Origin of the sequence: Mucilaginibacter terrae, from assembly GCF_031951985.1 — a bacterium.
In the GTDB taxonomy this organism is placed as follows: domain Bacteria; phylum Bacteroidota; class Bacteroidia; order Sphingobacteriales; family Sphingobacteriaceae; genus Mucilaginibacter; species Mucilaginibacter terrae_A.
In genome coordinates this window covers 1,057,490-1,079,017 of sequence record NZ_JAVLVU010000001.1, presented here as the reverse complement: position 1 = coordinate 1,079,017, position 21,528 = coordinate 1,057,490, and the positions used below count along the sequence as shown (strand labels likewise).

At 40.9% G+C, this 21,528-nt stretch carries 25 protein-coding genes and 1 riboswitch; of the genes, 14 read left to right on the top strand and 11 right to left on the bottom strand.

All coding sequences use genetic code 11. The annotated features are described in order from the left end of the window. Nucleotides 1-4 precede the first annotated feature (4 nt). From QE417_RS04565 to QE417_RS04555, 3 genes are all read right to left on the bottom strand, one after another. On the bottom strand, nucleotides 5-1,129 hold the full coding sequence (locus QE417_RS04565) for a YncE family protein (protein WP_311947815.1): 1,125 nt from the start codon (nucleotides 1,127-1,129) through the stop codon (nucleotides 5-7). An 8-nt stretch (nucleotides 1,130-1,137) separates the two neighbouring features. Continuing rightward, entirely contained in the window at nucleotides 1,138-3,174 is a 2,037-nt protein-coding gene (locus QE417_RS04560) for a TonB-dependent receptor plug domain-containing protein (RefSeq protein WP_311947814.1), read from the bottom strand. A 99-nt stretch (nucleotides 3,175-3,273) separates the two neighbouring features. Next, nucleotides 3,274-3,471: riboswitch (cobalamin riboswitch) on the bottom strand. A gap of 35 nt (nucleotides 3,472-3,506) precedes the next feature. Beyond that, on the bottom strand, nucleotides 3,507-4,847 hold the full coding sequence (locus QE417_RS04555) for a sensor histidine kinase (RefSeq protein WP_311947813.1): 1,341 nt from the start codon (nucleotides 4,845-4,847) through the stop codon (nucleotides 3,507-3,509). Nucleotides 4,848-5,051: 204 nt separating this feature from the next. Between QE417_RS04555 and QE417_RS04550 the strand changes: the two genes are divergently transcribed. From QE417_RS04550 to prmA, 5 genes are all read left to right on the top strand, one after another. Further along, complete coding sequence (locus QE417_RS04550) at nucleotides 5,052-5,693, top strand: hypothetical protein (protein WP_311947812.1); 642 nt, start codon at nucleotides 5,052-5,054, stop codon at nucleotides 5,691-5,693. 107 nt (nucleotides 5,694-5,800) lie between these two features. Then, a complete protein-coding gene (locus QE417_RS04545) occupies nucleotides 5,801-6,049 on the top strand; it encodes a type B 50S ribosomal protein L31 (RefSeq protein ID WP_311947811.1) in 249 nt (82 codons plus the stop codon). A 64-nt stretch (nucleotides 6,050-6,113) separates the two neighbouring features. Then, nucleotides 6,114-7,295 carry a putative sugar nucleotidyl transferase gene (locus QE417_RS04540; RefSeq protein WP_311947810.1) on the top strand — a complete coding sequence of 394 codons (1,182 nt, stop codon included), beginning with the start codon at nucleotides 6,114-6,116 and terminating at the stop codon, nucleotides 7,293-7,295. 4 nt (nucleotides 7,296-7,299) lie between these two features. After that, nucleotides 7,300-8,064, top strand: coding sequence for a triose-phosphate isomerase (gene tpiA, locus QE417_RS04535; RefSeq protein WP_311947809.1), 765 nt, complete (start codon nucleotides 7,300-7,302; stop codon nucleotides 8,062-8,064). Nucleotides 8,065-8,165: 101 nt separating this feature from the next. After that, entirely contained in the window at nucleotides 8,166-9,008 is an 843-nt protein-coding gene (gene prmA, locus QE417_RS04530; RefSeq protein WP_311947808.1) for a 50S ribosomal protein L11 methyltransferase, read from the top strand. A gap of 140 nt (nucleotides 9,009-9,148) precedes the next feature. On the opposite strand, the gene QE417_RS04525 is transcribed toward prmA, so the two are convergent. After that, nucleotides 9,149-9,793: an NAD(P)-dependent oxidoreductase gene (locus QE417_RS04525; RefSeq protein ID WP_311947807.1), complete on the bottom strand. Its 645-nt coding sequence runs from the start codon at nucleotides 9,791-9,793 to the stop codon at nucleotides 9,149-9,151. A 42-nt stretch (nucleotides 9,794-9,835) separates the two neighbouring features. After that, nucleotides 9,836-10,246, bottom strand: a complete 411-nt coding sequence (locus tag QE417_RS04520) for an Rrf2 family transcriptional regulator (protein WP_311947806.1) — start codon at nucleotides 10,244-10,246, stop codon at nucleotides 9,836-9,838. A gap of 210 nt (nucleotides 10,247-10,456) precedes the next feature. Between QE417_RS04520 and QE417_RS04515 the strand changes: the two genes are divergently transcribed. The 4 genes from QE417_RS04515 (at nucleotide 10,457) to QE417_RS04500 (ending at nucleotide 13,016) form a co-directional block, all read left to right on the top strand. Further along, entirely contained in the window at nucleotides 10,457-11,815 is a 1,359-nt protein-coding gene (locus QE417_RS04515; RefSeq protein ID WP_311947805.1) for a UDP-N-acetylmuramate--L-alanine ligase, read from the top strand. 74 nt (nucleotides 11,816-11,889) lie between these two features. Beyond that, entirely contained in the window at nucleotides 11,890-12,231 is a 342-nt protein-coding gene (locus QE417_RS04510) for a helix-turn-helix domain-containing protein (RefSeq protein WP_157539324.1), read from the top strand. Continuing rightward, nucleotides 12,197-12,562 (top strand): hypothetical protein, encoded by a 366-nt coding sequence (locus tag QE417_RS04505; RefSeq protein ID WP_311947804.1) that lies wholly within the window; start codon nucleotides 12,197-12,199, stop codon nucleotides 12,560-12,562. Before QE417_RS04510 ends, QE417_RS04505 begins: the two co-directional genes overlap by 35 nt. Then, the gene (locus tag QE417_RS04500; protein ID WP_311947803.1) at nucleotides 12,495-13,016 is read left to right on the top strand and encodes a DUF1570 domain-containing protein; all 522 of its coding nucleotides are present in this window, start codon (nucleotides 12,495-12,497) and stop codon (nucleotides 13,014-13,016) included. The genes QE417_RS04505 and QE417_RS04500 overlap by 68 nt, the downstream gene beginning before the upstream one ends. A gap of 1 nt (nucleotide 13,017) precedes the next feature. On the opposite strand, the gene QE417_RS04495 is transcribed toward QE417_RS04500, so the two are convergent. From QE417_RS04495 to scpB, 4 genes are all read right to left on the bottom strand, one after another. Then, nucleotides 13,018-13,401, bottom strand: coding sequence for a hypothetical protein (locus QE417_RS04495; RefSeq protein WP_311947802.1), 384 nt, complete (start codon nucleotides 13,399-13,401; stop codon nucleotides 13,018-13,020). A 9-nt stretch (nucleotides 13,402-13,410) separates the two neighbouring features. Further along, nucleotides 13,411-14,529, bottom strand: a complete 1,119-nt coding sequence (locus QE417_RS04490; protein WP_311947801.1) for a GNAT family N-acetyltransferase — start codon at nucleotides 14,527-14,529, stop codon at nucleotides 13,411-13,413. A gap of 84 nt (nucleotides 14,530-14,613) precedes the next feature. After that, nucleotides 14,614-14,820, bottom strand: a complete 207-nt coding sequence (locus QE417_RS04485) for a hypothetical protein (RefSeq protein WP_311947799.1) — start codon at nucleotides 14,818-14,820, stop codon at nucleotides 14,614-14,616. Nucleotides 14,821-14,938: 118 nt separating this feature from the next. After that, a complete protein-coding gene (gene scpB, locus QE417_RS04480) occupies nucleotides 14,939-15,496 on the bottom strand; it encodes an SMC-Scp complex subunit ScpB (RefSeq protein ID WP_311947798.1) in 558 nt (185 codons plus the stop codon). A 122-nt stretch (nucleotides 15,497-15,618) separates the two neighbouring features. On the opposite strand from scpB, the gene QE417_RS04475 reads away from it, so the two are divergent. Together QE417_RS04475 and QE417_RS04470 are read left to right on the top strand one after the other, a co-directional pair. Next, nucleotides 15,619-16,320: a ferritin-like domain-containing protein gene (locus QE417_RS04475; protein WP_311947796.1), complete on the top strand. Its 702-nt coding sequence runs from the start codon at nucleotides 15,619-15,621 to the stop codon at nucleotides 16,318-16,320. A gap of 24 nt (nucleotides 16,321-16,344) precedes the next feature. Next, on the top strand, nucleotides 16,345-17,262 hold the full coding sequence (locus QE417_RS04470) for a ferritin-like domain-containing protein (protein ID WP_311947794.1): 918 nt from the start codon (nucleotides 16,345-16,347) through the stop codon (nucleotides 17,260-17,262). A 79-nt stretch (nucleotides 17,263-17,341) separates the two neighbouring features. Here QE417_RS04470 and mqnC read toward each other — a convergent pair whose 3' ends face one another. Further along, the gene (mqnC, locus tag QE417_RS04465) at nucleotides 17,342-18,466 is read right to left on the bottom strand and encodes a cyclic dehypoxanthinyl futalosine synthase (RefSeq protein WP_311947793.1); all 1,125 of its coding nucleotides are present in this window, start codon (nucleotides 18,464-18,466) and stop codon (nucleotides 17,342-17,344) included. A gap of 81 nt (nucleotides 18,467-18,547) precedes the next feature. Further along, nucleotides 18,548-20,008 carry an ATP-binding cassette domain-containing protein gene (locus QE417_RS04460; RefSeq protein ID WP_311947792.1) on the bottom strand — a complete coding sequence of 487 codons (1,461 nt, stop codon included), beginning with the start codon at nucleotides 20,006-20,008 and terminating at the stop codon, nucleotides 18,548-18,550. A gap of 95 nt (nucleotides 20,009-20,103) precedes the next feature. Between QE417_RS04460 and QE417_RS04455 the strand changes: the two genes are divergently transcribed. From QE417_RS04455 to QE417_RS04445, 3 genes are all read left to right on the top strand, one after another. Then, a complete protein-coding gene (locus tag QE417_RS04455) occupies nucleotides 20,104-20,601 on the top strand; it encodes a hypothetical protein (RefSeq protein ID WP_311947791.1) in 498 nt (165 codons plus the stop codon). An 88-nt stretch (nucleotides 20,602-20,689) separates the two neighbouring features. Further along, nucleotides 20,690-20,860 (top strand): hypothetical protein, encoded by a 171-nt coding sequence (locus QE417_RS04450; RefSeq protein WP_311947790.1) that lies wholly within the window; start codon nucleotides 20,690-20,692, stop codon nucleotides 20,858-20,860. Nucleotides 20,861-20,935: 75 nt separating this feature from the next. Then, on the top strand, nucleotides 20,936-21,400 hold the full coding sequence (locus QE417_RS04445; RefSeq protein ID WP_311947789.1) for a PA2169 family four-helix-bundle protein: 465 nt from the start codon (nucleotides 20,936-20,938) through the stop codon (nucleotides 21,398-21,400). The last annotated feature ends 128 nt before the right edge of the window (nucleotides 21,401-21,528 follow it).

Below are 21,528 nucleotides of genomic sequence, written 5' to 3'. Positions count from 1 at the left end.
TATGTTAAAATGTAAATGCAAAGTGTGCGGGTATATCTCCGGTAGTTACGCTCCATTTTTTGCGGCCATCGGTGCCAAAACAATACAGGGTGCCCTGGGTAACGTAATCCCTGGCGTCGGTTAACAAAACCTCTTTGGTAACAGGATTTACTGTAAGGCCATAAGGCTGCGTAATTTGACTGTCGGTACCATCTGTTATGTAGCTTTGATTTAGCAGGGTTTCGTTTTGTATGTTGATTATGTTGTAAGCAAACTTTTGTCCGTTGGTACTAATGGCATACAGGCGGTCGGCATCTATATGAATAGTTCGTACAGGTATATCGAAGGTTGCTTTAACACGTTCGGTTTGCGTATCAATAACCAATAATTTAGGCTGAATGCTCAGGTAGTCGCCTTGTGAAATCACATACAGATCGCCGTACTGGTCGGCTTTTAGTGAGCCCAGGTTAATGGCAACATCAATGCGTTTGGTTTCGGTAAACGTGGTTAAATCAATAACCGATATTGTACGCTCATAATTAGCCGGACTATAGCCCCCCGAATTAGCTACATAGAGTTTATTGCCTACCAAAGCCATCTCTTCGGGCTGGCGGCCAACGGTTACCTGGCGTTCAATGAGTAGGGTAGTGGTGTCAATTTGAGCCACTATGCCATTGGCGGCGTTGGTTGCACCCACAGCACTCATATAAGTGCTTACGTAAGCTTTATTGTTGTGGAAGGTTATGTAACGGCAGTTAACCAGGTTAATTTGGCTAATGCGTTTGCCGGTTTTAGCATTAAGTACCTCAACTTTGTTAGAGTTGTTAACCACCACGTACAGTTTAGAACCATATATTGCAATATCATTACCCACATCGCCTAATCCACGGCCAACTTCGGGGTTAGCGGTACTGTAAATGTTTTTACGGTAAATGCCGGTGGTGTAATCCACAAAATCCAGCGAAGCCTTGTTCATGTTTAAATTGCCCTCATTAAGCAGGTAAAAACCTTTAACCGTGCTTGTTGGGGTAGGTGTAAAAATAGTTTGCGTTTGCTCCTCGTCAGGCTTTGCATCTTTACGGCATGATGAAACCAGCAGGGTAAATAATGCACCAGCAAACAGGATATAGTGGTATGTTAAGTTCTTCATGTCAGGCTTTAAATGGTAAAACTTAGTTTAAAACGATAGTAATGCCCCGGCATAGGGAAGTTGGTAATTACATCGTAGTATTGGTTAAACAGGTTATTTATATCGATACCCAGTTTAAGCTGGTGTTGCTGCCACGGCGTATTCCACGAAGCCGATACATCATGCGTGTACCAGGGTTGTACATAATTTTCAGGTATATTGGCTTTTTGATTGTACCGGTCGCCCGTATAAATAAAGCTGTAATTAAAGGCAAACTTTTGCCACTGTATACCCGCAAGCACCGATCCGCTATGAACAGGCACATAAGGAATTTGCTGATTTTTGAGCGAACCATCGGTAGCATCAATAGCCTGCTGATAGGTGTAACTTACTCCGGCATTAAGCAAAACTTTTTGGTTAAAATACCAGCCTGATTGTATATTGGTTTCCAGCCCCTTAATGTTAACCCGGCTAACGTTTTCCATACGCCAGCGTTGCAGGTTAAGGCTGGGTACGGCTATAATTTTATCGTTAACGCGGTTATAATAAGCATCAGTTTGTATGCTGATGTGCCTGAGTAGTTTACCAGTTAAAAACCGTTGGTATGTGATCCCGGCATCCAATTGTCGGCTATATTCAGGACGCAGGTTAGCCTGGCCTACAAAGGTGTAATACAACTCGTTGAAAGTAGGCAAGCGATAAATACTCTTGTAAAACCCCCGCACATGAAAATCGGGGCTTGCAAATGGTTGCCACGACCCCATAACAGCAGGTGTATATTTGGTGCGGTTATTGGCCGATTGATAAAGTTCGGTACTCTCTTTAACAAAGGTGCCCAGTATGTTGGCCTGTACATTTAACCGGCTCCATTTAAGTTGAGTTGCTAACGCGCTAAGCAGCAGGTTACGTGTAGGATAGCTAAACCTGAAAATGTTAGACTGCATGGTGTTGCGCTGATAATCGGCAGATAGCACTACACTCCAAAATGAGTTGATTTTTAACCGATTAGCCGCCGAAATATAAACCTCATGTTGATGATAACGACTGTTAGAAAAACCCTCCGTGGTAACAATATCGGGGTTGAGGTAACGCATATAATCATTGGCGTATTTGGCATTCAGCATCAGGCTGTAAACCTTGCCACGCATCTCATAACGCGATTGAACGAAGATGTTGCGGTCCCACTCGCGCTGGTTATAATCGAACCGGTTTTCAATAATTGCTCCCGGCAAGCCGCGTTCGGAATTATACAAATAGGCTTTAACCGACCATGATGAACTATCTGCCAACCGGCCATTTAAGCCGGCTTCCACCCGTAACGCATCTATATCTCCATTGTTGCGTATGGCGGTAGTGTCATAAACCCCATTGGTATACCTGAATTTATAGCGGCCGTTTGAGCGGGTATATTCGGTACTTACCGAGCTATAAACGCTGTTGCTTATTTGGTGCTGCCATAGTGCCGATGGATTGATCAACCCCATTGATCCGCCCCTGAAACTGGCTTTAAGTAAATTACTTTTTCCAGGTAGAAAAGTGGGTTCCCTGGTGTTTAAATAAATTGAGCTGCCGGATGCCAATCCGCGGGCAGGTTGAAAAATGGTGCTTTTTTGAGCATTGTACAATTCAATACCACCAATATTATCCATAGATAACTTGCTCAGATCAACCTGCCCGTTTTGCGCGTTGCCCAATTGTATGCCGTCGTAAAACACGGCTGTTTGGCTACTGCCTAAACTGCGTATATCCACAGTTTTTAAACCGCCCACACCGCCGTAATCTTTCAATTGTGCTCCAGAGAAATAGCGTATAGCATCGGCAACACTAAGGCTGTTCAGACGCTCTAAAGCAGCACCTTTGAGTATTTGTGACGGGGTAGGCGAAGAGGCCGGTAAAGTGTTAAGGCGCTGCGAAACTTGTACCTCTCTGAGTTGGTGTACTTTGGCTGTGTCTTGAGCCTTAATTGTAAGGCAGCAACAAGCCATTGCAACCAAAATGGCGGCAATATATTTAAAAATTACAGCAAAGCCTGTACGCCAATGCGCGTAAAGCCCGGTTAATTCCATGTGTGTTGTGAGTTAATACCCACAGCATACCGAAAATTGTACACTACAAATGAAAATCACGAAAAGTATCTCCATCCAGCTTCAATCCACGAAAGCTATGAATTATAAATGCTCGAGGCAGGTATTCTGACTTGTTCCCCTTGGCCCGTCTTCCCATGCGCGGTGGCGCACAGTGACTAAAGAATGGACCTCAGTTTATATTAGAACTTACAGCTGCGGGACAGTTCTGGATTTGCACCAGATTCCCTTTTAATTCCGTAGAGCGGTGCTGCGGAAACCAAAAGCGATGCAAATGTAAGTAATAAGCGGGTAAATTTGCCTGAAAAGTAATGTTAAAAATTGTAAGGCTCTGTTTTGATAACCGTTTCGTGGGTTATGGCCGGTGCTAAATCCTCATTTAATACTGCTGCCGGCAACGATAAATAAAATGTTGTACCAGTGGTGGGAGCACTATTAAAAGTGATGCTGCCACCCTGCGCCGCAGTAAATTCGTGGCATAACACAAGTCCAAGTCCTGAGCCTTTTTCCTGCCGGGTACCCGAGTGGGGTTTAATATCCAACGAAAAAACTTGTTGCTGGATATGCGGAGGTATACCCACCCCGGTGTCTTTAACATGTATGATGCACTGATCCCCAATGTGCTTTGCCGATAAATGTATTATACCATTTGCCGGGGTGAACTTTATGGAATTCATCAACAGGTTACGTACAATAAGTTCGAGCATGTGGCTATCGGCCTGAATGCACGCATAGTCCGGAATGTCTACCTCAAAAGTAAGTTGTTTTTCGCGGCTGATGTTGGCTGCCAGCTCAATCACATGTGCGAGGGTCTCTTTTACGTTTAAGTTTTCCAGATTGGGGTTGAGATGCTGCATTTGCCCTTTAGACCATGTGAGCACATTACTTAGCATAACTGATGCGCTGCGCGTCATGGCCAGCAACTGGCTTTTAATTTCTTTACGTTCGGTTTCATCCAAATCACCTTCGGCAAGTATCTGCAGGTAAAATTGTAAAGCAGCCAACGGTTCTTTTAAATCGTGCCCCAAAACCGATAATAGCTTATTCTTTGTGGTATTGGCTTCTTCCAAAGCTCTTGATTTGGCCATCAATTCCTCGCGCTGGCGGTTATAACCCTTGCGTATAAAACCTGTAACTAAAAAAGCAAAACCTGCAATAATAACGTATGATACTACCATGTCCAGGTACGCGCTCTCTTTATTGGGATAGGTTATTTTGATAAAGCCGGGTTGCCGGTATTCTAAAGTAATTAATGATAAAATAAGGAATACATTAACAGTTAGCCATATTGCATATTGCTTTGGTGGTGTGGTGGCTACGGTTACTAAAAATGCAAGCAAGAAGATAGTATAGGTAGGCCCACCAATACCCGAGTTATAATAGTAGTTAACAACCAGTGATATATTTACAAATACTTGAAATATAATTACACAATATTTATATAAGCCTTTTATTCGGGAGATATAGTACAAAAAACCGGCAAAGCCAACCACCATGGTTAATAATACAGCCAGTTGCGGTATATGCATGTAAAGGGCAATGGGCACATTAATGGCAATGCTCACCATGAGTGCAAGGCAAACCGCATGAAAAATTCTTACTTCGAGCGGATAGATTGCTTCGTCGCCAATTAACTTTTTCCAGAAATTTAACATGCAAAATATAAACGTCAGCTAATACAACGGACGCAAATTGCGCCGTTTTGCCGTTAAAGTTTATAAACTTTTTTTGTTGCTTAAAATTATTTTCGAAAGAGCTGTTAAATAATCTCCATTAGTAATAAAATATACTTTGATGTTATGATGTAAGTTTATTTTGCAGACTGTAAAATAAACCTGAATTTTAATAATATAACATACATGATTATTAATCACAATTATGAAGAGCTCAAAAGCGTAATTGAGCATTATTATTCCGGCGATTACGAACTGGATGATTATAAACTTATAAATGAATTGCTTGAAAATAAGTTATTTATAGATAAGGCATATTATGAAGCTGATCAACTTCGCCAGGCTATAGAACAAAATTTTCCTAACCTCCATGTGAAAATTGAACGGAACCGAAAATTTCCTTCAATTGCTATTACAATTATGCTGAACTGCGAACAGCAGCCAGAACGTGCAGTGGCGCATTATATTAAAATAAAAATTTCATTGCTTTGCCCATACTTTACTATTTACCATGAAGAAAGCATTATAGCCAATAAAGATTTACACCAACTGGCACATCCGGTATTGGTGAATTTGCTTTCGGCAGCAGACAAAACCCAGGACCCTGATGAAGTAATGGTTAATTTTATTTATGAAGCAGTATTGCTAATGTTGTCTGATTATAAATTTGCAAAACATACTTTTTTACTAAACAGAAAAGCAGGGCAATTTATACCTTACACTGCACCTGTCGGTTTTTATCAGTTAGAAAGGAAGGAGTACTCATTGTTTGATTTATTATTTGATAATGAATACTGCATACGGAGGCGAATGGGCATAGGATTTTAAACTAAAGCGAAGCTTATGAAAATTGTTGAAAATAAATTGAACTGCTGTTTTAATATTAATATTGAATTGCTATATTTGCACCTCTTTTGAAAGGAAAGTAAAACAAGATGAAAAAAGACCTGCATCCATCAAACTATAGATTAGTGGTTTTCAAAGATATGTCTAACGAATATTCTTTTATCACTAAATCATGCATTGATACCCGTGAGACCATTAAATGGGAAGACGGCAATGAGTATCCATTAGTGAAATTAGAGATTTCGCACACTTCACACCCGTTCTATACCGGTAAAATGAAACTGGTTGATACTGCGGGACGTATCGATAAATTCCGTACCCGTTACGCTAAAAAGTAATCAACTCTGCGATAAATATTCAAAAGTCTCCTGATACATCGGGAGACTTTTTTATTTTTGGCCTATGCCTTTAATTCTGTTCGACGATAATGCCCACTTCAGCTTAAGGCCATTAACCTTTACCCGGCCGGTGGCCAGTTTGCGCATAGGCATACTCACCATTGCCGAAAAATGGGCCAGGCATCTTAAAACTACTTATTCGTACCATACCCAGCCTTATCTGCATGGTATGTTTGCCATTGAGATAGCTGCCGATAATATTTTCATTAACGGATCGGTTTGCCCCGATGAGTATTTGCTGGAAAGCATAGATAAACTTCAAACAGGCGATTCGCTTTATTACCGCGATATGCTCATTGCCGTACGCCTTGGCGAAAGCGATGCCCTGAGGTTTAACCCCGGGCAAAAGTTTGACCGTGTACATCAGCATGAACGTGCCTTAATAAGTGTACGCCACCCCGAAGATATTTTTAGGAAAAACGATATTGAACTGCGCCGCGATTTTCAATTGATTACCAAGGGGCGTAGCAGTGCTACTATCAGCTCTACCAATACTATTATTGGTGAAGATTTATTTGCTGAAGAAGGAGCTGTTGCAGAATGTTCTAACTTAAATACTAAAAACGGCCCCATTTACATTGGCCAAAACAGCGAAGTTTGGGAAGGTGTGAACATACGTGGTGCATTTGCGCTGTGTAATAATTCGCAGGTAAAGATGGGCGCTAAAATTTATGGTGCAACTACTATTGGTCCGTATTGCCGCGTAGGTGGCGAGATCAACAACTCGGTACTTTGGGGTAATTCTTCGAAGGGGCACGAAGGATATTTAGGCAATTCGGTAGTGGGTGAGTGGTGTAACTTTGGTGCCGATACTAATAATTCGAACCTGAAAAATAACTATAGCGAGGTAAAATTATGGGATTATTTGTTAGATGGTTACCGCAAAACAGGTTTGCAGTTTTGCGGACTTATAATGGCCGATCATGCTAAATGTGGTATTAACACCATGTTCAATACAGGTACTGTAGTGGGGGTAAGCGCCAATGTTTTTGGTGGAGGATACCCGGATAATTTTGTACCTGATTTTTCATGGGGAGGTTCGAGCGGGTTGGAGGTTTACAGACCCGATAAAATGTTTGAAACCATTGAGCGTGTATATGCCCGCCGCGACCGTAAGCTTGACGAGACTGAAAAACAATTACTGCAAGACATATTTAATTTAACCCAACCATACAGGAAATTTTAACATCATGAGAAAAAAAATAGTTGCCGGCAACTGGAAAATGAACATGGATTACAATGAGGGCTTAGCGCTTTTTTCGGAAATTGTAAACATGGTGAAAGATGAAATTACCGGCCAGCAGCAAGCCGTAGTTTGCTCGCCGTTCATCCACTTGCATAGCCTGGCACAATTAGCCAAAGGTTATGATAAAATTGCCATTGGCGCACAAAATGCTCATCAAAATGAGTCGGGTGCTTTTACCGGCGAAACATCGGCCAAAATGATTAAATCTACCGGTGCAGCTTATGTAATTTTAGGTCACTCAGAACGCCGCCAGTATTTTGGCGAAAACAACGAGTTACTGGCTAAAAAAACTGATACTGTATTAGCTAACGGCTTAAAACCAATTTTTTGCATAGGCGAAACTTTGGATGAGCGCGAAGCAAATCAATACTTCGACGTAATTAAAACCCAGCTGCAAGAAGGCCTGTATCACCTTAGTGCCGAACAATTTGGCCAGGTTGTTCTTGCCTACGAACCTGTTTGGGCTATTGGTACCGGTAAAACCGCAACCTCAGACCAGGCACAGGAAATCCACGCTTTCATACGTGCCGAACTTGCCGCTAAATACGGACAAGAAGTGGCCGATGATACCACCATTTTATATGGCGGAAGCGCTAACCCTAAAAATGCACCAGAACTGTTTGCCCAACCGGATATTGACGGCGGCCTTATAGGCGGTGCATCATTAAAGTCGCGCGACTTTTTGGACATCGTGAAAGTGTTTAATTAAGTTAGTGAGTAGTGAATGGTGAGTAGTTGAATGGTTGCCAAAAGTTAGCCTGTTTTACTCACCACTCACTACTATCTATTCACCATTCACCACAACCAATTATGAATTATTACGAGCTGTTATTTACCATTTTAGATGCCGAAGAACATCACAAGGATTTGCTGATTGATGAATTGGCAAGTTTGGGTTTTGATACCTTTGAGGAAACGGATTTTGGGTTTAAGGCTTACATACCGTCTGAAAACTTTGATAAGGCAGAGGTTGACGAGCGATTGGAGTTTTACAGCGATATGGTTAGTTTTTCGTACGAGGTTAACCTAATACCACAGCGCAATTGGAACGAGGTTTGGGAAAGCAATTTTAAGCCTATTGAACTGGGTGATAAAATTAGGGTACGCGCTACTTTTCACGAGGCAAAACCCGAGTTTCCGTATGAAATAGTTATCGATCCTAAAATGGCTTTTGGTACCGGTCATCATGACACAACCTGCCTCATGATGGAAACCATGCTCGAAAACCCAGTTGAAGGCTTAAAGGTGCTGGATATGGGTTGCGGTACAGGTATATTGGCTATACTGGCAGGTATGCTGGGTGCAGGCAGCCTCACAGCTATCGATTATGATATGCTATGCTACAAAAGCACTATCGAAAATGCAGTGCTTAATCACATTAAAGGTATGCATGTGCTTTGCGGTTCAAAAGAAGAAATACCCGACGAAGAATTTGACCTTATATTAGCCAATATTAATCGCAACATCCTCATTGACCAAATGGGCCGTTACGCCGAGGTGCTTAAAGACGGCGGTCATATTTACTTCAGTGGTTTTTACGAAACCCCGGATCTGGCTATTATAAAAGAAGAAGCCGCTAAGGTTGGCTTAAAATATGAAAGCCATAAAGTTAGCGGTAATCATTGGGTAGCGGCAAAGTTTGTAAAGGAGTAAAGTAAATAAGATTATTGTTTTAAGTGCTTGTTTGGTGTCGTTCTATCACCATCAAGAGCAGCAATAGCTAATTGGCAATCTTCTCACATTTTGATATGAAACAAGATTGCCAATTATTGTTTACAATGATATGAAAAGGATTAATATCCCAAAGTAAACCTCGCTTTTACGAATTCGTTCTTTTTTACTTCATCAACCAAAGCAACGGCCAAATCTTCTGCCGAAATTTCGCTTTTACCTTCTGCATTAAATACGGGTTGCTCAGTACCTAAACGGAAAACACCGGTACGTTTGCCCGAGTGCAGGAAAATTGCAGGGCTCAAAAAAGTCCAGTCCAGGTCTTGCTCGGTACGTAGTTCGGTTAAATAGTCGCGGGCTGCGGTGGCACCTGCTTTGTATTCAGCCGGGAAGTGAGGAGTGTCTATCAGTTGTACACCGGGTTCAGTATGTAAGCTTCCGGCTCCTCCTACAACTAAATAGCGTTTTATGCCTGCTTTTTTAACTGCCGCTTGTATGGAACGTGAGCCGTTCAAAAAGTCGTTGTACAGGTTAGGGTTGGTCCAGCCAGCATTAAAGGTACTAATTACCGCATCATGGCAAACCAACAGGTTTGCCAGTATATCGGTATCATAAATATCAACCGCTTGTTTGGTAAGCTTACTGTTTTCTATTTCGAGCTTTTCGGGTTGGCGGGCAAATGCCGTAACCTCATATCCACGGTTTAATGCTTCTGCTACTACTTTGGGGCCAACAAAACCTGTTGCGCCTATAATTGCAATTTTCATAATTAATGTAATTTAAAATGTTACAGTTTACGTTAAAAAATATTAAGTGTTAAATTGTTTGTAAAATTCAGCTAATGTTTGCCTGCGTAGCTTTTCTGTGATCACACGGGTAAGTTCGGCATCCATATTTTTAAGGTGACTGCTAATTTGTTGGCCAATGGGGCATTTAGGGTTAGGCTGGTTACGAGCCTTACCCAAAACCGGATTGACCATTACTGCTTCATAAATATCGGCCATAGTAATGGTTCCCGCGCTTTTACCCAAGGTATATCCGCCGCTTTTTCCCTCCTTACTGGCTATCAACCCTAAATTGCGTAAATAACTTAATTCCTTACGTATGAGTACCGGGTTAATATTTACGCTGCCGGCAATATAATCTGATGATATATATTCGTCTCCGGCCGCATGTAGCAACGTAAATATATGTACCGCAATCTGAAAGCGCCCTGTCATACTGTAATTTTATTTATTACAGTACAAATGTAATGTTTTGTTTATTCCCGTAACAACATTAAATAAACCATGACATTGGCATTATATATGTCAAAATTTAAAAATAAGGTGTTAATAAAGGTTATACTTATTAACGTCATAATAAATTACTTGCTCTGTTAGAAGTTTTTGATTTTATTTGCAACGGCTTATTAAAAGCTATCATTTTACATGAAGGTACATTTTATAGCCATTGGTGGCAGCGCAATGCACAACCTGGCTATTGCTTTACATAAAAAGGGTTTTGAAGTTACAGGATCAGACGATGTGTTGTTCGAGCCTTCCATTTCTCGTTTGGCTAAACAGGGAATATTGCCTGAACAAAACGGTTGGTATCCTGAAAAAATCACCAATGATATTGATGCTGTAATTTTAGGTATGCATGCCCGTGTTGATAACCCCGAATTATTAGCCGCGCAGCAAAAAGGCATCAAAATATACTCGTACCCGGAGTATGTTTACGAACAATCTAAAGATAAATTACGTGTGGTAATTGGTGGCAGCCATGGTAAAACCACCATTACTTCTATGATACTGCATGCCCTGCAGGCCGCTGGTAAGCAGTTTGATTACCTGGTAGGGGCACAGCTGGAAGGTTTTGATACCATGGTACAATTGAGCGATGCGCCGCTTATTGTAATAGAAGGAGACGAATACCTGTCATCACCTATTGATCGCAGACCTAAGTTTCATTTATATAAGGCCAATATTGGTATTATAAGCGGCATTGCCTGGGATCACATCAACGTGTTTCCTACATTTGAAAACTATATCCACCAATTCGAAATATTTATACAAACCATTCAGCCGCAAGGCTCGGTATTTTATGCTGGCAACGATGATGTGCTCAAAAAGTTAGTTGAAGATAACCAATCGCCGGTTACTAAAACAGCTTACAATTTACCGGAGTATGAAGTAGTGAACGGAATTACATCGGTAAACATTGGCGAAAAGAAATATCCTTTACAGGTTTTTGGTGAGCATAACCTGCTAAACATGGAGGCAGCCCGCTCTGTATGTGCAGCGTTGGGAATTGCTGCCGATGGTTTTTATAGCAGCATGGTTACTTTTAAAGGCGCCGCCCGCCGCCTGGAGCTGTTGGGCAAAAACGAAGTAACCAATATATATAAAGATTTTGCGCATTCTCCATCAAAGTTAAAAGCTACTATTAATGCGGTTAAAACGCAGTTTCCGTTCAGGGAGTTAATAGCCTGTATGGAACTGCACACGTTTAGCAGCCTAAACAAAGAGTTTTTGAGCGAGTATGCCGGTTGTATGGACGAGGCCGACAAAGCCATTGTTTTTATTGATGCACAAACGTTTGTACAAAAAAAGATGGAACCTTATGATGCCGAGGTAGTTAAGGCGGCTTTTGATAACACCGATCTGCTGTTTTTTGACCAACAGCAGGATTTGGCCGCTTATCTGGAGCAACAGGATTTAACAGGTAAAAACCTTTTATTAATGAGTTCTGGCAATTTTGGCGGAATTAATTTGAATGAATTATCTACTAAATTTTTAAATAAATAATTGATTTTTAATATATAAATTTTTATTGTAACTTTATTAACTATTGAGAAACCCTCATCCCCTAACACTAAAAAATGAAAACACTGGGCAAAAAAATTAGATTGTTAAGACATCAAAAAGGATGGAGTCAGGAAGATGTAGCCAAAAGGCTCGACATTTCCATACCTGCATTTTCTAAAATTGAAACGGGTATAACCGACATCAACCTGTCAAGGTTAGAGCAAATTGCTAATTTGTTTGAAATGTCAGTAGTGCAATTACTTACTTTTAACGATGCCGAGTACGAGCAGAAGTACCTGAACGAACTTGAAAACGTTAACAAGAAGCTGATGGATAGGGAAACCGAAGTTATTGACCTCCAGAAAAAAGTTATAGAGCTGTTTGAAGAGCTTAGACAAAGCAAAGCAACAGCTTAAAGTTGCATCAGCCGGTAAAAAATTGATTAGATTTTTACCGGCTGTTTTTTTATGCCTCTTTTTTATAATTCCTGCCAAGGCGCAAAAACTGGTTATTAAATGCTATGGGTTTAAACTTGCTGCCGAAGATACACTTGCGCTTACCAAACTGGTAAGGTATGAGGCTTTTGTTTACAATGGCCTGTTTGATAAGATCATTCCTGATAGTCTTCCTGTTGTAATAAACCTTTACAAAAGCCGCAGCGAATTTTTAAAAGTATGGGATGGGATGCATGCACTCGTTACTAAAACCGGCTTTTATTCGGGCATTACGCGAATGCTATGTTTATAAAGGCGATGATTACCAGAATGTAATTGTGCATGAGGCAAGCCACTTGTTTATGCATTACCACAATTATTACGGTGTACCCAAATGGATAAACGAGGGTCTCTCTACTTTCTTTGAATCATTGTACCTCGATGAAAAAGGCCGGGTGTATGTTGACCCGCAAAAAGGAAGGATTATGCAGGTAGGAGGTTTTGTTAATGATAATACGCTAAATCTTACTCAGTTTTTAAGTCCTGCAAATAATGCTGCCTGGAACTTAAAAGACCAGGCAACGGCGCAATACAGCATAGCTTATGCCATTGTTTATTACATAATTAAAACCAATCCGCAATTAATTAAGCAAATACTCAACATGCTTAATAACGGCAAAAGCTCTTATGATGTTCTGTCCCAATGCTATGGTAGTTTTGAGTTTTTTGAAAGCAGATTTAAACTGTATTATAGTAAATTTAGGTAACTTACAACGACTCCTGTACTTCGGTAAACATCACATTATTACTATTAATTACATAGATAAAATGCTTTTTATAGGCATTGTTCTTTTCGTAGAAACGAATTTGCATAGCATCATAATTAACTGTTTTTTTTGTAATAGTTATATCAACTACAATAGCTGCAATCCTGTAATAGCCGTTGTTAATCTCATGAAAAATACCTTTCTCAAGTAGATTTATGATGTCTTGAGATGCAGGGGTGTCGTTTTTATCTTCTATATAAGCGCCAATAGGAACAATTTCATTATTTGAATTAATTGCCGTAGCAAAAGGATAAAATGCTCCAATTTCAAGCATGAACATTTCAGCTTGTTGTTTAATAACATCTATTAACCTTTCAATATTCATAAATGGGTACTAAAAAATATACCGCATAGTAGCGTGTTTTTTGCCTAAAACACCACCCATGGCTTCGTGCAAGGCTATCATCTTGTCATTAAAATCACCCACCCATGAGAGTTCCATTTCGTCGTATTGCTTTAGGGGTAGTACATATTCTTTTAGTTTGATAAACATAACTGATTCAAGCCCGTGTTTTTGAAACTTGGTTTTGGTGCCCATTACAATGGCCCGCATGCGGCTTACGCCTTTCCACTTGTTGTATACAAAACGCAGCTTATTGAGCAGGGTAAGTTTGCCGTTAAAACCCTTGATCATTTGGTTGGCATCGGGCAATACTACCACAAAGGCGGCAGGCTCATCGTCAACGTACGAAAACCAGATGAGGTTCTCGTCCATGATCATCTTCATTTTGCGGAATGTTTCTAAAATAGTTTCGCGCTTAATGGGTACAAAGTTTTCAAAGTCTTTCCAGGCATCATTGTATATTTCCATAAAGTCGGCCGCAAACTTCTCAATTTCCGATGCCTTTAAATGCTCGAACCTGTAGCCGGGTTTTTGTGCCACCCAATTGGCAATTTTGGTAAACCTATCGGGAAATGGTTTATGAGCACTAATGTGATTGGTAATTTGCTCGTACTGGGTTTTAAAGCCGTAGGCATCAAAAAACTTTTTGTAGTAAGGCGGATTATAATTCATACCGTATGATTGCGGCACAAAACCCTCGATGAGTAATCCCCAAAACATATCGTTTTCACCAAAATTAATAGGGCCGTCCATGGCCTGCATACCGTTTTGCTGCAGCCATGCTTTGGCGGTATCAAACAGTAAGAATGCCGCTTTTTCATCATCAATACACTCAAAAAAGCCCATGCCGCCGGTGGGCTGTTCGTAGTTGTATGCCTTTTTTTCGTTAATGAAGGCTGCAACCCGCCCAATAAGTTTTCCATCGCCATCCGTCAATATCCAGCGTATGGCTTTTCCAAAGCCAAAAAAGGGATTTTTTTTAGTGTCGAATACGGCTTCAATATCATCATCAAGTGGACAAATAAAATTAGTGTCGTTTTGGTAAATAATACGAGCGGTATCTAAAAACGCCTGTTGGGTACGCTTGCCGGCAACTTGGGTAACAGTCATTTAACAAAGATAGGGCATATAACAAAAAAGCACCCGGTAGTAAACCGGATGCTGGTTAATATTTTGATTTTAAGGATGATCGTATTAAAAATCTTCGTCGTCGTCTTCTTCGTCGTCAAAAGTATCAACCTCATCATAATCCAGGTCATCTAATGAATCATCTTCAAAGTCATCATCAAAATCATTGGTGTCATTAATTTCTTCTTGCTCGTCTGGCTCTTCGGCAGATTTTTTGGCAAAGTCGTTTTTAGGGGAAACGCGTTTGCCGGCAGTAAGTGTGGGCGTTTGCATGGTGAATGTTATTTTGTTAGTGATTCTGTTCCTTAACGATATTTAAATATAGCGTTTTGCAATAGTTTGTAGTCCAAAAATAATTAAAAAACGATTTGAGCAAAAGCCTGCAAAAAATTTATTCCTGCTCATTACCAATGGTATTGGTAGAATTACTCAACTCGGCTAATGACGGAAGCTCGTTTATACTGTGAATTCCCATATAATCGGCAAAAAGGTTGCTGGTGCCATATAACAAGGGTTTGCCTACGGTATCGGCCTTACCCGTAATGCTGATGAGCTCTTTTTCTAAAAGTTTTTGTACCGAATAATCGCAGTTTACACCCCTTATTTGCTCAATCTCTAATTTAGTTACCGGCTGCTTGTAAGCTATAATGGCTAAAGTTTCGAGCGCGGCCTGGCTCAGTTTCTTTTTAGAACGTTGCAACTGCAATTGACTTATAATCTGGTGATATGCTTTTTTGGTTAAAAACTGGTAGCCGTTATTAATTTTCACCAGTTCAATAGCCAGCGCATCGGCCTCGTATTTTTGTTTGATAGCCTGTATGGCTGCCGTTATATCAGCTTCTTCAACTTCGGCATTTAGCGAGGCTTGCAGGCAATATATAATCTCCTCAATACGTATGCCTTGCTCAGAGGCAAATATCAAAGCCTCTATATTTTGTTCCAGTTGCATCACTCAAATATATGTAAAACAGTGGGGTTGTGAGAAATATACTGCCTGCATTAAAACCAAAGTGTATTTTTTGACGTAGTTGTCAATATAACTAATCTAATAATTAACCAAGTTTCTTACTTATGAAAACAACAACACAAGAAAACTTTCTTGAGGGCCAAGCTATGGCGCGGCGTTCCTTCCTGAGGTTTGCCGGAGCAAGCGCAGTAATGGCAGGTGTTTTAACAACTACTGCTTGCAGTAAATTGGACGAAGACATTGACACCAGCAGCACACAATATTATAATTTAGGAACCGGAGATATTGCTGTATTAAATTATGCGTACGCCTTAGAGCAACTTGAAGCAGCTTTTTACACGCAGGTAGTAGCTACTCCATATGCTGGTATAAGTTCAGAAGAACTGGGCTTGCTAACCGAGGTTAGAGATCATGAGGTTATACACCGTGAGTTTTTTAAAAAAGCATTGGCTACCAACGCTATTCCTGCGTTGGTACCTAATTTTGCCAGCATCAATTTTTCAAACAGGGCTGCGGTATTAGGTGCTGCCAAAACTTTTGAAGATTTGGGTGTAGCTGCTTATAATGGTGCTGGTTACCTTATTCAAGATGTAAATTACCTGACTTTGGCAGGTAAAATTGTATCGGTTGAGGCTCGTCATGCTGCATTGATCCGCAATTTACTGGGTTTAAATTTTGCCGATTCAACAGTTGTTGATTTGTCAAACGGTTTAGAAAAATCAATGACTCCGGCACAGGTTTTACCTTTGGCCAATTCATTCATAGCTACCGGTTATACCCTTAGCGCAACAGGTTTAGGCTCTTAATATTAACCTTATCAAGAAAATACCATGGATATTTTAAATCTCATAGACGATATACAGACAGCCGATCCGGAATTTGCCGACAGAATAAGTCCGCGCCGCGCTGCTATAAAAAATATTACAAGCTTTGGTTCAAAAGTGGCCGTAGCCGCTTTACCATTTGCTTTTGGCACGTTATTTAAAAAAGCTTACGGGCAAACTACAACACCTTCGGTTGCCGATGTGTTGAACTTTGCTTTAACTGCTGAGCTGATAGAAGCCACTTTTTATAATACCGCCGTTGCCCGTGCAACCGCAGGTACTTTGTTAATACCCGCTAATGATTTAGCTGCAATCAAGTTAATTCAGGCCGATGAGAATAATCACGTAACTTTCCTGAGAAACGTATTAACTTCGGCTAACGAATCGGCTGCTAATAAAGCACGTACAACAACTGCTTTACCGGTAGGTACTTTTTCTACCAGCTACGATTTTTCGGGCAATGCAAAGGGAACGGTTCCAGGGGCAGGCCCATTCAGTGCCGTATTTAGTAACTATGATATTTTCCTTGCTGTATCACAAGCCTTTGAAGATACCGGCGTTCGTGCTTACAAAGGCCAGGCTGGATTTTTAAAAGGTCGCCAGGTTGAGCTTACTGCAGCATTAAATATTCACTCGGTTGAGGCTCGCCACGCGGCTTATATACGTCGTTTACGTGCAACTCGTGCGGGTGCCCCGGCCAATTTCCGCTCATGGGTAACTGGCGACGGTACTACCGCCAGTGGTATTACGGTAACATCACAAGCAACTGCAGCTACCAATCCAATTTATGCTAATGAAGCAATTACCGCCCAGGCTGGTGTCGAATTATCAGGCATTGCCGGTTCAAAAGCTGCTACCGAAGCATTTGATGAGCCATTGACCACTGCCGATGCGCTTAACATCTTATTAAACTTTGTTAAGTAATTTTTTTGAAGTTCTTATGTTAAAAAAGCAGCCTCGGTTGGGGCTGCTTTTATTTTTATTGATCTTTTGAGATAGCCAATTAATAATTGATCACCTGCTCTTCTAACTGCTCTGGCATTTCGCGCCACTCGTAACGTTGGTTACGTAGTTGAGGCTCAAAACCAGCTTCTTTAATTGAGTTTTGTATTCCTTGTGCTGTAAAGCGGTGGGGGGCACCAGCTGCCGATACCACGTTTTCTTCGATCATGATAGAGCCAAAATCGTTAGCGCCCGCATGTAAACATAGCTGGGCTACCTGCTTACCTACGGTTAGCCATGATGCCTGTATGTTTTTAACGTTAGGCAGCATAATGCGGCTCAAGGCAATCATGCGTAAATATTCGTCGCCGGTTACATTGTTGGTTATACCACGCACTTTACGCAATAAGGTCCCATCATCCTGAAAAGGCCAAGGTATAAATGCCGTAAATCCATAATGGCCTTCAGGTTTTTCAGACTGTACCTCGCGTATCCATACCAGATGCTCAAAGCGTTCTTCTATGGTTTCCACGTGGCCAAACATCATAGTTGCTGACGTAGGCAGATTGATTTTATGGGCAGCACGCATTACATCCAGCCATTCTTTACCACCGCACTTACCTTTCGAAATCAGTCGGCGAACACGGTCGTTAAGTATCTCGGCACCGGCACCGGGCAGTGAGTCAAGACCGGCGGCTTTCATGGCGCTAAGCACATCAATATGGCTCATGCCTTCTAATTTTGAAACGTGCGCAATTTCGGGCGGACCTAAAGAGTGCAGTTTTAGGGTAGGGTAGAGTTCTTTTAGTTGTTTGAAAAGATCGGTATAAAACGCTAAACCTAAATCGGGGTGGTGCCCACCTTGCAGTAAAAGCTGATCGCCTCCTAAGCGAAACGTTTCCTCGATTTTTACTTTATAGGTTTCAATATCGGTAATATAGCTATCCTCATGACCAGGACGACGAAAGAAGTTACAGAATTTACAGTTGGCTATACAAACGTTAGTAGTGTTTACATTACGGTCAATTTGCCAGGTAACCTTACCATGCGGAACCTGAATTTTACGAAGCTCGTTCGCCACATACATCAATTCAGGGGTGGTTGCGTTGTGATACAGATAAACGCCTTCTTCAATGCTTAAAAAATCAAACTGAAGTGCGCGTTGCAACAAATCGGCAGTATTCATGTACAAAGATAACCTGTATTTACCATAAAGCCAATTGTTGCTATACTCTTGCCTTAATATGATATAATAGTGATGGGATTCTTATACCTCATCCATGCTCACAACTTCACCATTTTTTAAAGCCAGCACTTTATCAATGCACGAGGGTAACTCATTGGCATAATGCGTTACATAAATGAGTGCACAGCCGGTATTAGCCATTATAACATCAATAAGCTGGTTGAAATGCTGGCGTTGCTGTTTGTCGAGCCCTTGGCATGGTTCATCTAATATGAGCAGGTCGGGGGCTTTAATTAATGCGCGTGCCAGCAGGCACAGGCGTTGTGCACTGGCGGGTATATGCTTGATTAGTTGACGGGCATACTGGTCAATACCCAACGCTTTAAGCCATTCCATAGCTTTGGCTTGTCTGGCTACATTGCTTGGCCTGAATAAGCCTTGTGTATCGTAATAGCCAGATTCGATTACTTGCAGGGCCGATTGATCGGTAGGGAAATACTGGTACAACTCGGGAGATAAGAAGCCGGTTTTGCGTTTAATATCCCAAATGCTTTCACCCGTGCCACGCTTTTTATCGAAGAGTACAATGTTGTTAGCGTAAGCTTGAGGGTTATCACCGTTAATTAAGCTCAGTAAGGTAGATTTACCAGCACCGTTATGCCCAAATAAAGCCCAATGTTCGCCGGGTTTAACCTGCCAGTTGATGTTGTTGAGTATAACGTGCTCATCATACTTAACGCCAACGTTGCTCATTTTAACAATATACTCAAAGGACGATGCGGGGTATCCGATAGTTAAAGTTTCTAAAGCTTCGCGGTTTATGCTTTGAGTTGGTAGTTCGTTTTCGGGCTCATAAGCTTTAACTGCTAATGTTTTGGTGATGGTACCCTGCTGCAAAACAGCCACGTGGGTAACAGGCGAGGGAATTTCATACCCGCTGCCCGACATGATAATGGTTATACCTGTTGCAATAATTTCTTGTAATATACCATCAAAATCATGCTGGGTTTGGTGGTCGAGGCCAGATAGCGGGTCGTCAAGCAATAAGATTTGAGGATGGGTAAGCAGGGCCGAGGCCAGGCGCATGCGTTTGGTTTCGCCGTTAGATAGTTTGATAACTTCTTTGTGAAGTAATGATTCCAGCTTTAATAGTGTAACCGCTTTGGCAATAGTCCACGGGTTGTTTTCAGCATTTTCCGGCTGTTTACTCTGCAAAAATTGGGCAACAGTTAGCGCATTGTCCGAGTCGGACGAGTTATATCGTTGCTGGTAGTACATATTTGTACTGGTATTAGTTTTATCAGTAAAATGATGCTTGGAGGTAACCAGTGTAATGCGCTTGCTGCTTATACCATCAAGCTCAATTGCGCCAGATAGGGGTTTAATTAAGCCTGCCAGGGTATTCAGCAAAACTGTTTTGCCCGAGCCGCTGGCTCCAACTAAAATCCAGTGCTGGCCTTGCTCTACAACCAGTGATAGATTGTTCAGCAAGGTATGCTGAAGACTTTTTACTGTTATATTTTGTACAGATAGGATAGACATTGTATAAGCAATTAATGCGCCTGCAATATTAAAAATTTAAAGCCCTTAATAAACAAATTATGTGTTTTAAGCATTTAGTAATAAACATTATTTGTATGAAAGTACTCAATGCTTTAATTGGAGGTTTGGCCGGGGCTTGCGCCATTACCGTTTTGCACCAGGTTTTAAAAAGGAAAGATGAGGAAGCACCACGCATGGATTTGCTGGGCATGGAATCAATTAAAAATGTACTGGATAAGCTTGGCATCGAACAACCCGAAAAAGGAAAGTTGTACTACCTTACCCTGGGTGGCGATATTGCGAGTAACACCCTTTATTACAGTTTGGCTGGCTTAGGCAAAGATAAAACATGGCTAAAAGGCCCGGCATTGGGGCTGGCAGGTGGGCTTGGGGCTGTTTTTTTACCAAAACCATTGGGACTGAATCTTCAGCATAGCAACAAATCGGTAAAAACGCAATTAATGGCTGTGCTTTATTATTTTACGGGTGGAGTTGTATCATCTGCAGTAATAAAGTTGTTGGAAAGCCAGCAGAATAAGCCTAAACAATTGATTTTGAAGACCCTGAAAAGTAAATTAACTAATCTTACATAAATTGAGCACATATAATATATCAACCTGCAAAAACAATTTTTGCAGGTTTTTTATTTATAAAGCATCTATCTATTTAAAACGTATTAATATGAAAAAAATAAGTTTATTGGCACTGGTTGCCATGGTGCTCAGTTTGAGCAGTTGTGATGCCATTGTAGGTATTTTTAAAGCAGGTGCTTATGTTGGTATTATTGGAGTTATATTGGTTATTGGCCTTATATGGTGGTTGGTGTCTTCATTCAGAGGTAAAAGCGAATAACTTTCTCATCATCAGCATATATAGCTAAACAAATAGCTGTATTGCCCGTTAATTAACAAACTAAAACACTATACAATGGAATACACAGCGCAAACCGTAGAGATATTGAACGACCTGGTGAAAATTCATAACGACAGAATTGCAGGTTATGAACGAGCTATTAAAGAAACTCCTGCCGAAGACGGTGATTTGAGAAAATTATTTACCAGCTTTATTGCTGATAGCCACCAATATAAATTGGCTTTAGCTACAGAGATACAGACCTATGGCAAAGATATTGAAAATACAACATCAAGCGGTGGCGATATTCATCGAGCATGGATCAATGTAAAAGCTTTTTTTACAGGAAATGATCCTAAAGCTGTTTTGGAAGAATGTGAGTTTGGCGAAGATGCTACCCAAAAGGCTTATCGTTCGGCTTTAGAAGATGAAAATTTACCAGCTTACATAATTGATATTTTAAGTGAGCAGGAACTAAGGCTTAAAGCCGCGCACGATCAGGTAAAAGCCCTGCGTGATGCAGCAAGAGCCGAAATGTAGAATTTTTCTTTTAATCTAAATAAAATGGTCGTGCCTGGTATAAACGGGCACGACCTTTTTTACTGATTTTTAAATTATTCCCGGCGTAAACACGCTTATTCGTATATTGGCGCAATATAACAACAAAC

Excerpts from the sequence above, each read along its gene's own strand:
- QE417_RS04565 (WP_311947815.1), bottom strand. The coding sequence starts at position 1,129 with ATGAAGAACTTAACATACCACTATATCCTGTTTGCTGGTGCATTATTT.
- QE417_RS04560 (WP_311947814.1), bottom strand. The coding sequence starts at position 3,174 with ATGGAATTAACCGGGCTTTACGCGCATTGGCGTACAGGCTTTGCTGTA.
- QE417_RS04555 (WP_311947813.1), bottom strand. The coding sequence starts at position 4,847 with ATGTTAAATTTCTGGAAAAAGTTAATTGGCGACGAAGCAATCTATCCG.
- QE417_RS04550 (WP_311947812.1), top strand. The coding sequence starts at position 5,052 with ATGATTATTAATCACAATTATGAAGAGCTCAAAAGCGTAATTGAGCAT.
- QE417_RS04545 (WP_311947811.1), top strand. The coding sequence starts at position 5,801 with ATGAAAAAAGACCTGCATCCATCAAACTATAGATTAGTGGTTTTCAAA.
- QE417_RS04540 (WP_311947810.1), top strand. The coding sequence starts at position 6,114 with ATGCCTTTAATTCTGTTCGACGATAATGCCCACTTCAGCTTAAGGCCA.
- tpiA (WP_311947809.1), top strand. The coding sequence starts at position 7,300 with ATGAGAAAAAAAATAGTTGCCGGCAACTGGAAAATGAACATGGATTAC.
- prmA (WP_311947808.1), top strand. The coding sequence starts at position 8,166 with ATGAATTATTACGAGCTGTTATTTACCATTTTAGATGCCGAAGAACAT.
- QE417_RS04525 (WP_311947807.1), bottom strand. The coding sequence starts at position 9,793 with ATGAAAATTGCAATTATAGGCGCAACAGGTTTTGTTGGCCCCAAAGTA.
- QE417_RS04520 (WP_311947806.1), bottom strand. The coding sequence starts at position 10,246 with ATGACAGGGCGCTTTCAGATTGCGGTACATATATTTACGTTGCTACAT.
- QE417_RS04515 (WP_311947805.1), top strand. The coding sequence starts at position 10,457 with ATGAAGGTACATTTTATAGCCATTGGTGGCAGCGCAATGCACAACCTG.
- QE417_RS04510 (WP_157539324.1), top strand. The coding sequence starts at position 11,890 with ATGAAAACACTGGGCAAAAAAATTAGATTGTTAAGACATCAAAAAGGA.
- QE417_RS04500 (WP_311947803.1), top strand. The coding sequence starts at position 12,495 with ATGGGATGCATGCACTCGTTACTAAAACCGGCTTTTATTCGGGCATTA.
- QE417_RS04495 (WP_311947802.1), bottom strand. The coding sequence starts at position 13,401 with ATGAATATTGAAAGGTTAATAGATGTTATTAAACAACAAGCTGAAATG.
- QE417_RS04490 (WP_311947801.1), bottom strand. The coding sequence starts at position 14,529 with ATGACTGTTACCCAAGTTGCCGGCAAGCGTACCCAACAGGCGTTTTTA.
- QE417_RS04485 (WP_311947799.1), bottom strand. The coding sequence starts at position 14,820 with ATGCAAACGCCCACACTTACTGCCGGCAAACGCGTTTCCCCTAAAAAC.
- scpB (WP_311947798.1), bottom strand. The coding sequence starts at position 15,496 with ATGCAACTGGAACAAAATATAGAGGCTTTGATATTTGCCTCTGAGCAA.
- QE417_RS04475 (WP_311947796.1), top strand. The coding sequence starts at position 15,619 with ATGAAAACAACAACACAAGAAAACTTTCTTGAGGGCCAAGCTATGGCG.
- QE417_RS04470 (WP_311947794.1), top strand. The coding sequence starts at position 16,345 with ATGGATATTTTAAATCTCATAGACGATATACAGACAGCCGATCCGGAA.
- mqnC (WP_311947793.1), bottom strand. The coding sequence starts at position 18,466 with ATGAATACTGCCGATTTGTTGCAACGCGCACTTCAGTTTGATTTTTTA.
- QE417_RS04460 (WP_311947792.1), bottom strand. The coding sequence starts at position 20,008 with ATGTCTATCCTATCTGTACAAAATATAACAGTAAAAAGTCTTCAGCAT.
- QE417_RS04455 (WP_311947791.1), top strand. The coding sequence starts at position 20,104 with ATGAAAGTACTCAATGCTTTAATTGGAGGTTTGGCCGGGGCTTGCGCC.
- QE417_RS04450 (WP_311947790.1), top strand. The coding sequence starts at position 20,690 with ATGAAAAAAATAAGTTTATTGGCACTGGTTGCCATGGTGCTCAGTTTG.
- QE417_RS04445 (WP_311947789.1), top strand. The coding sequence starts at position 20,936 with ATGGAATACACAGCGCAAACCGTAGAGATATTGAACGACCTGGTGAAA.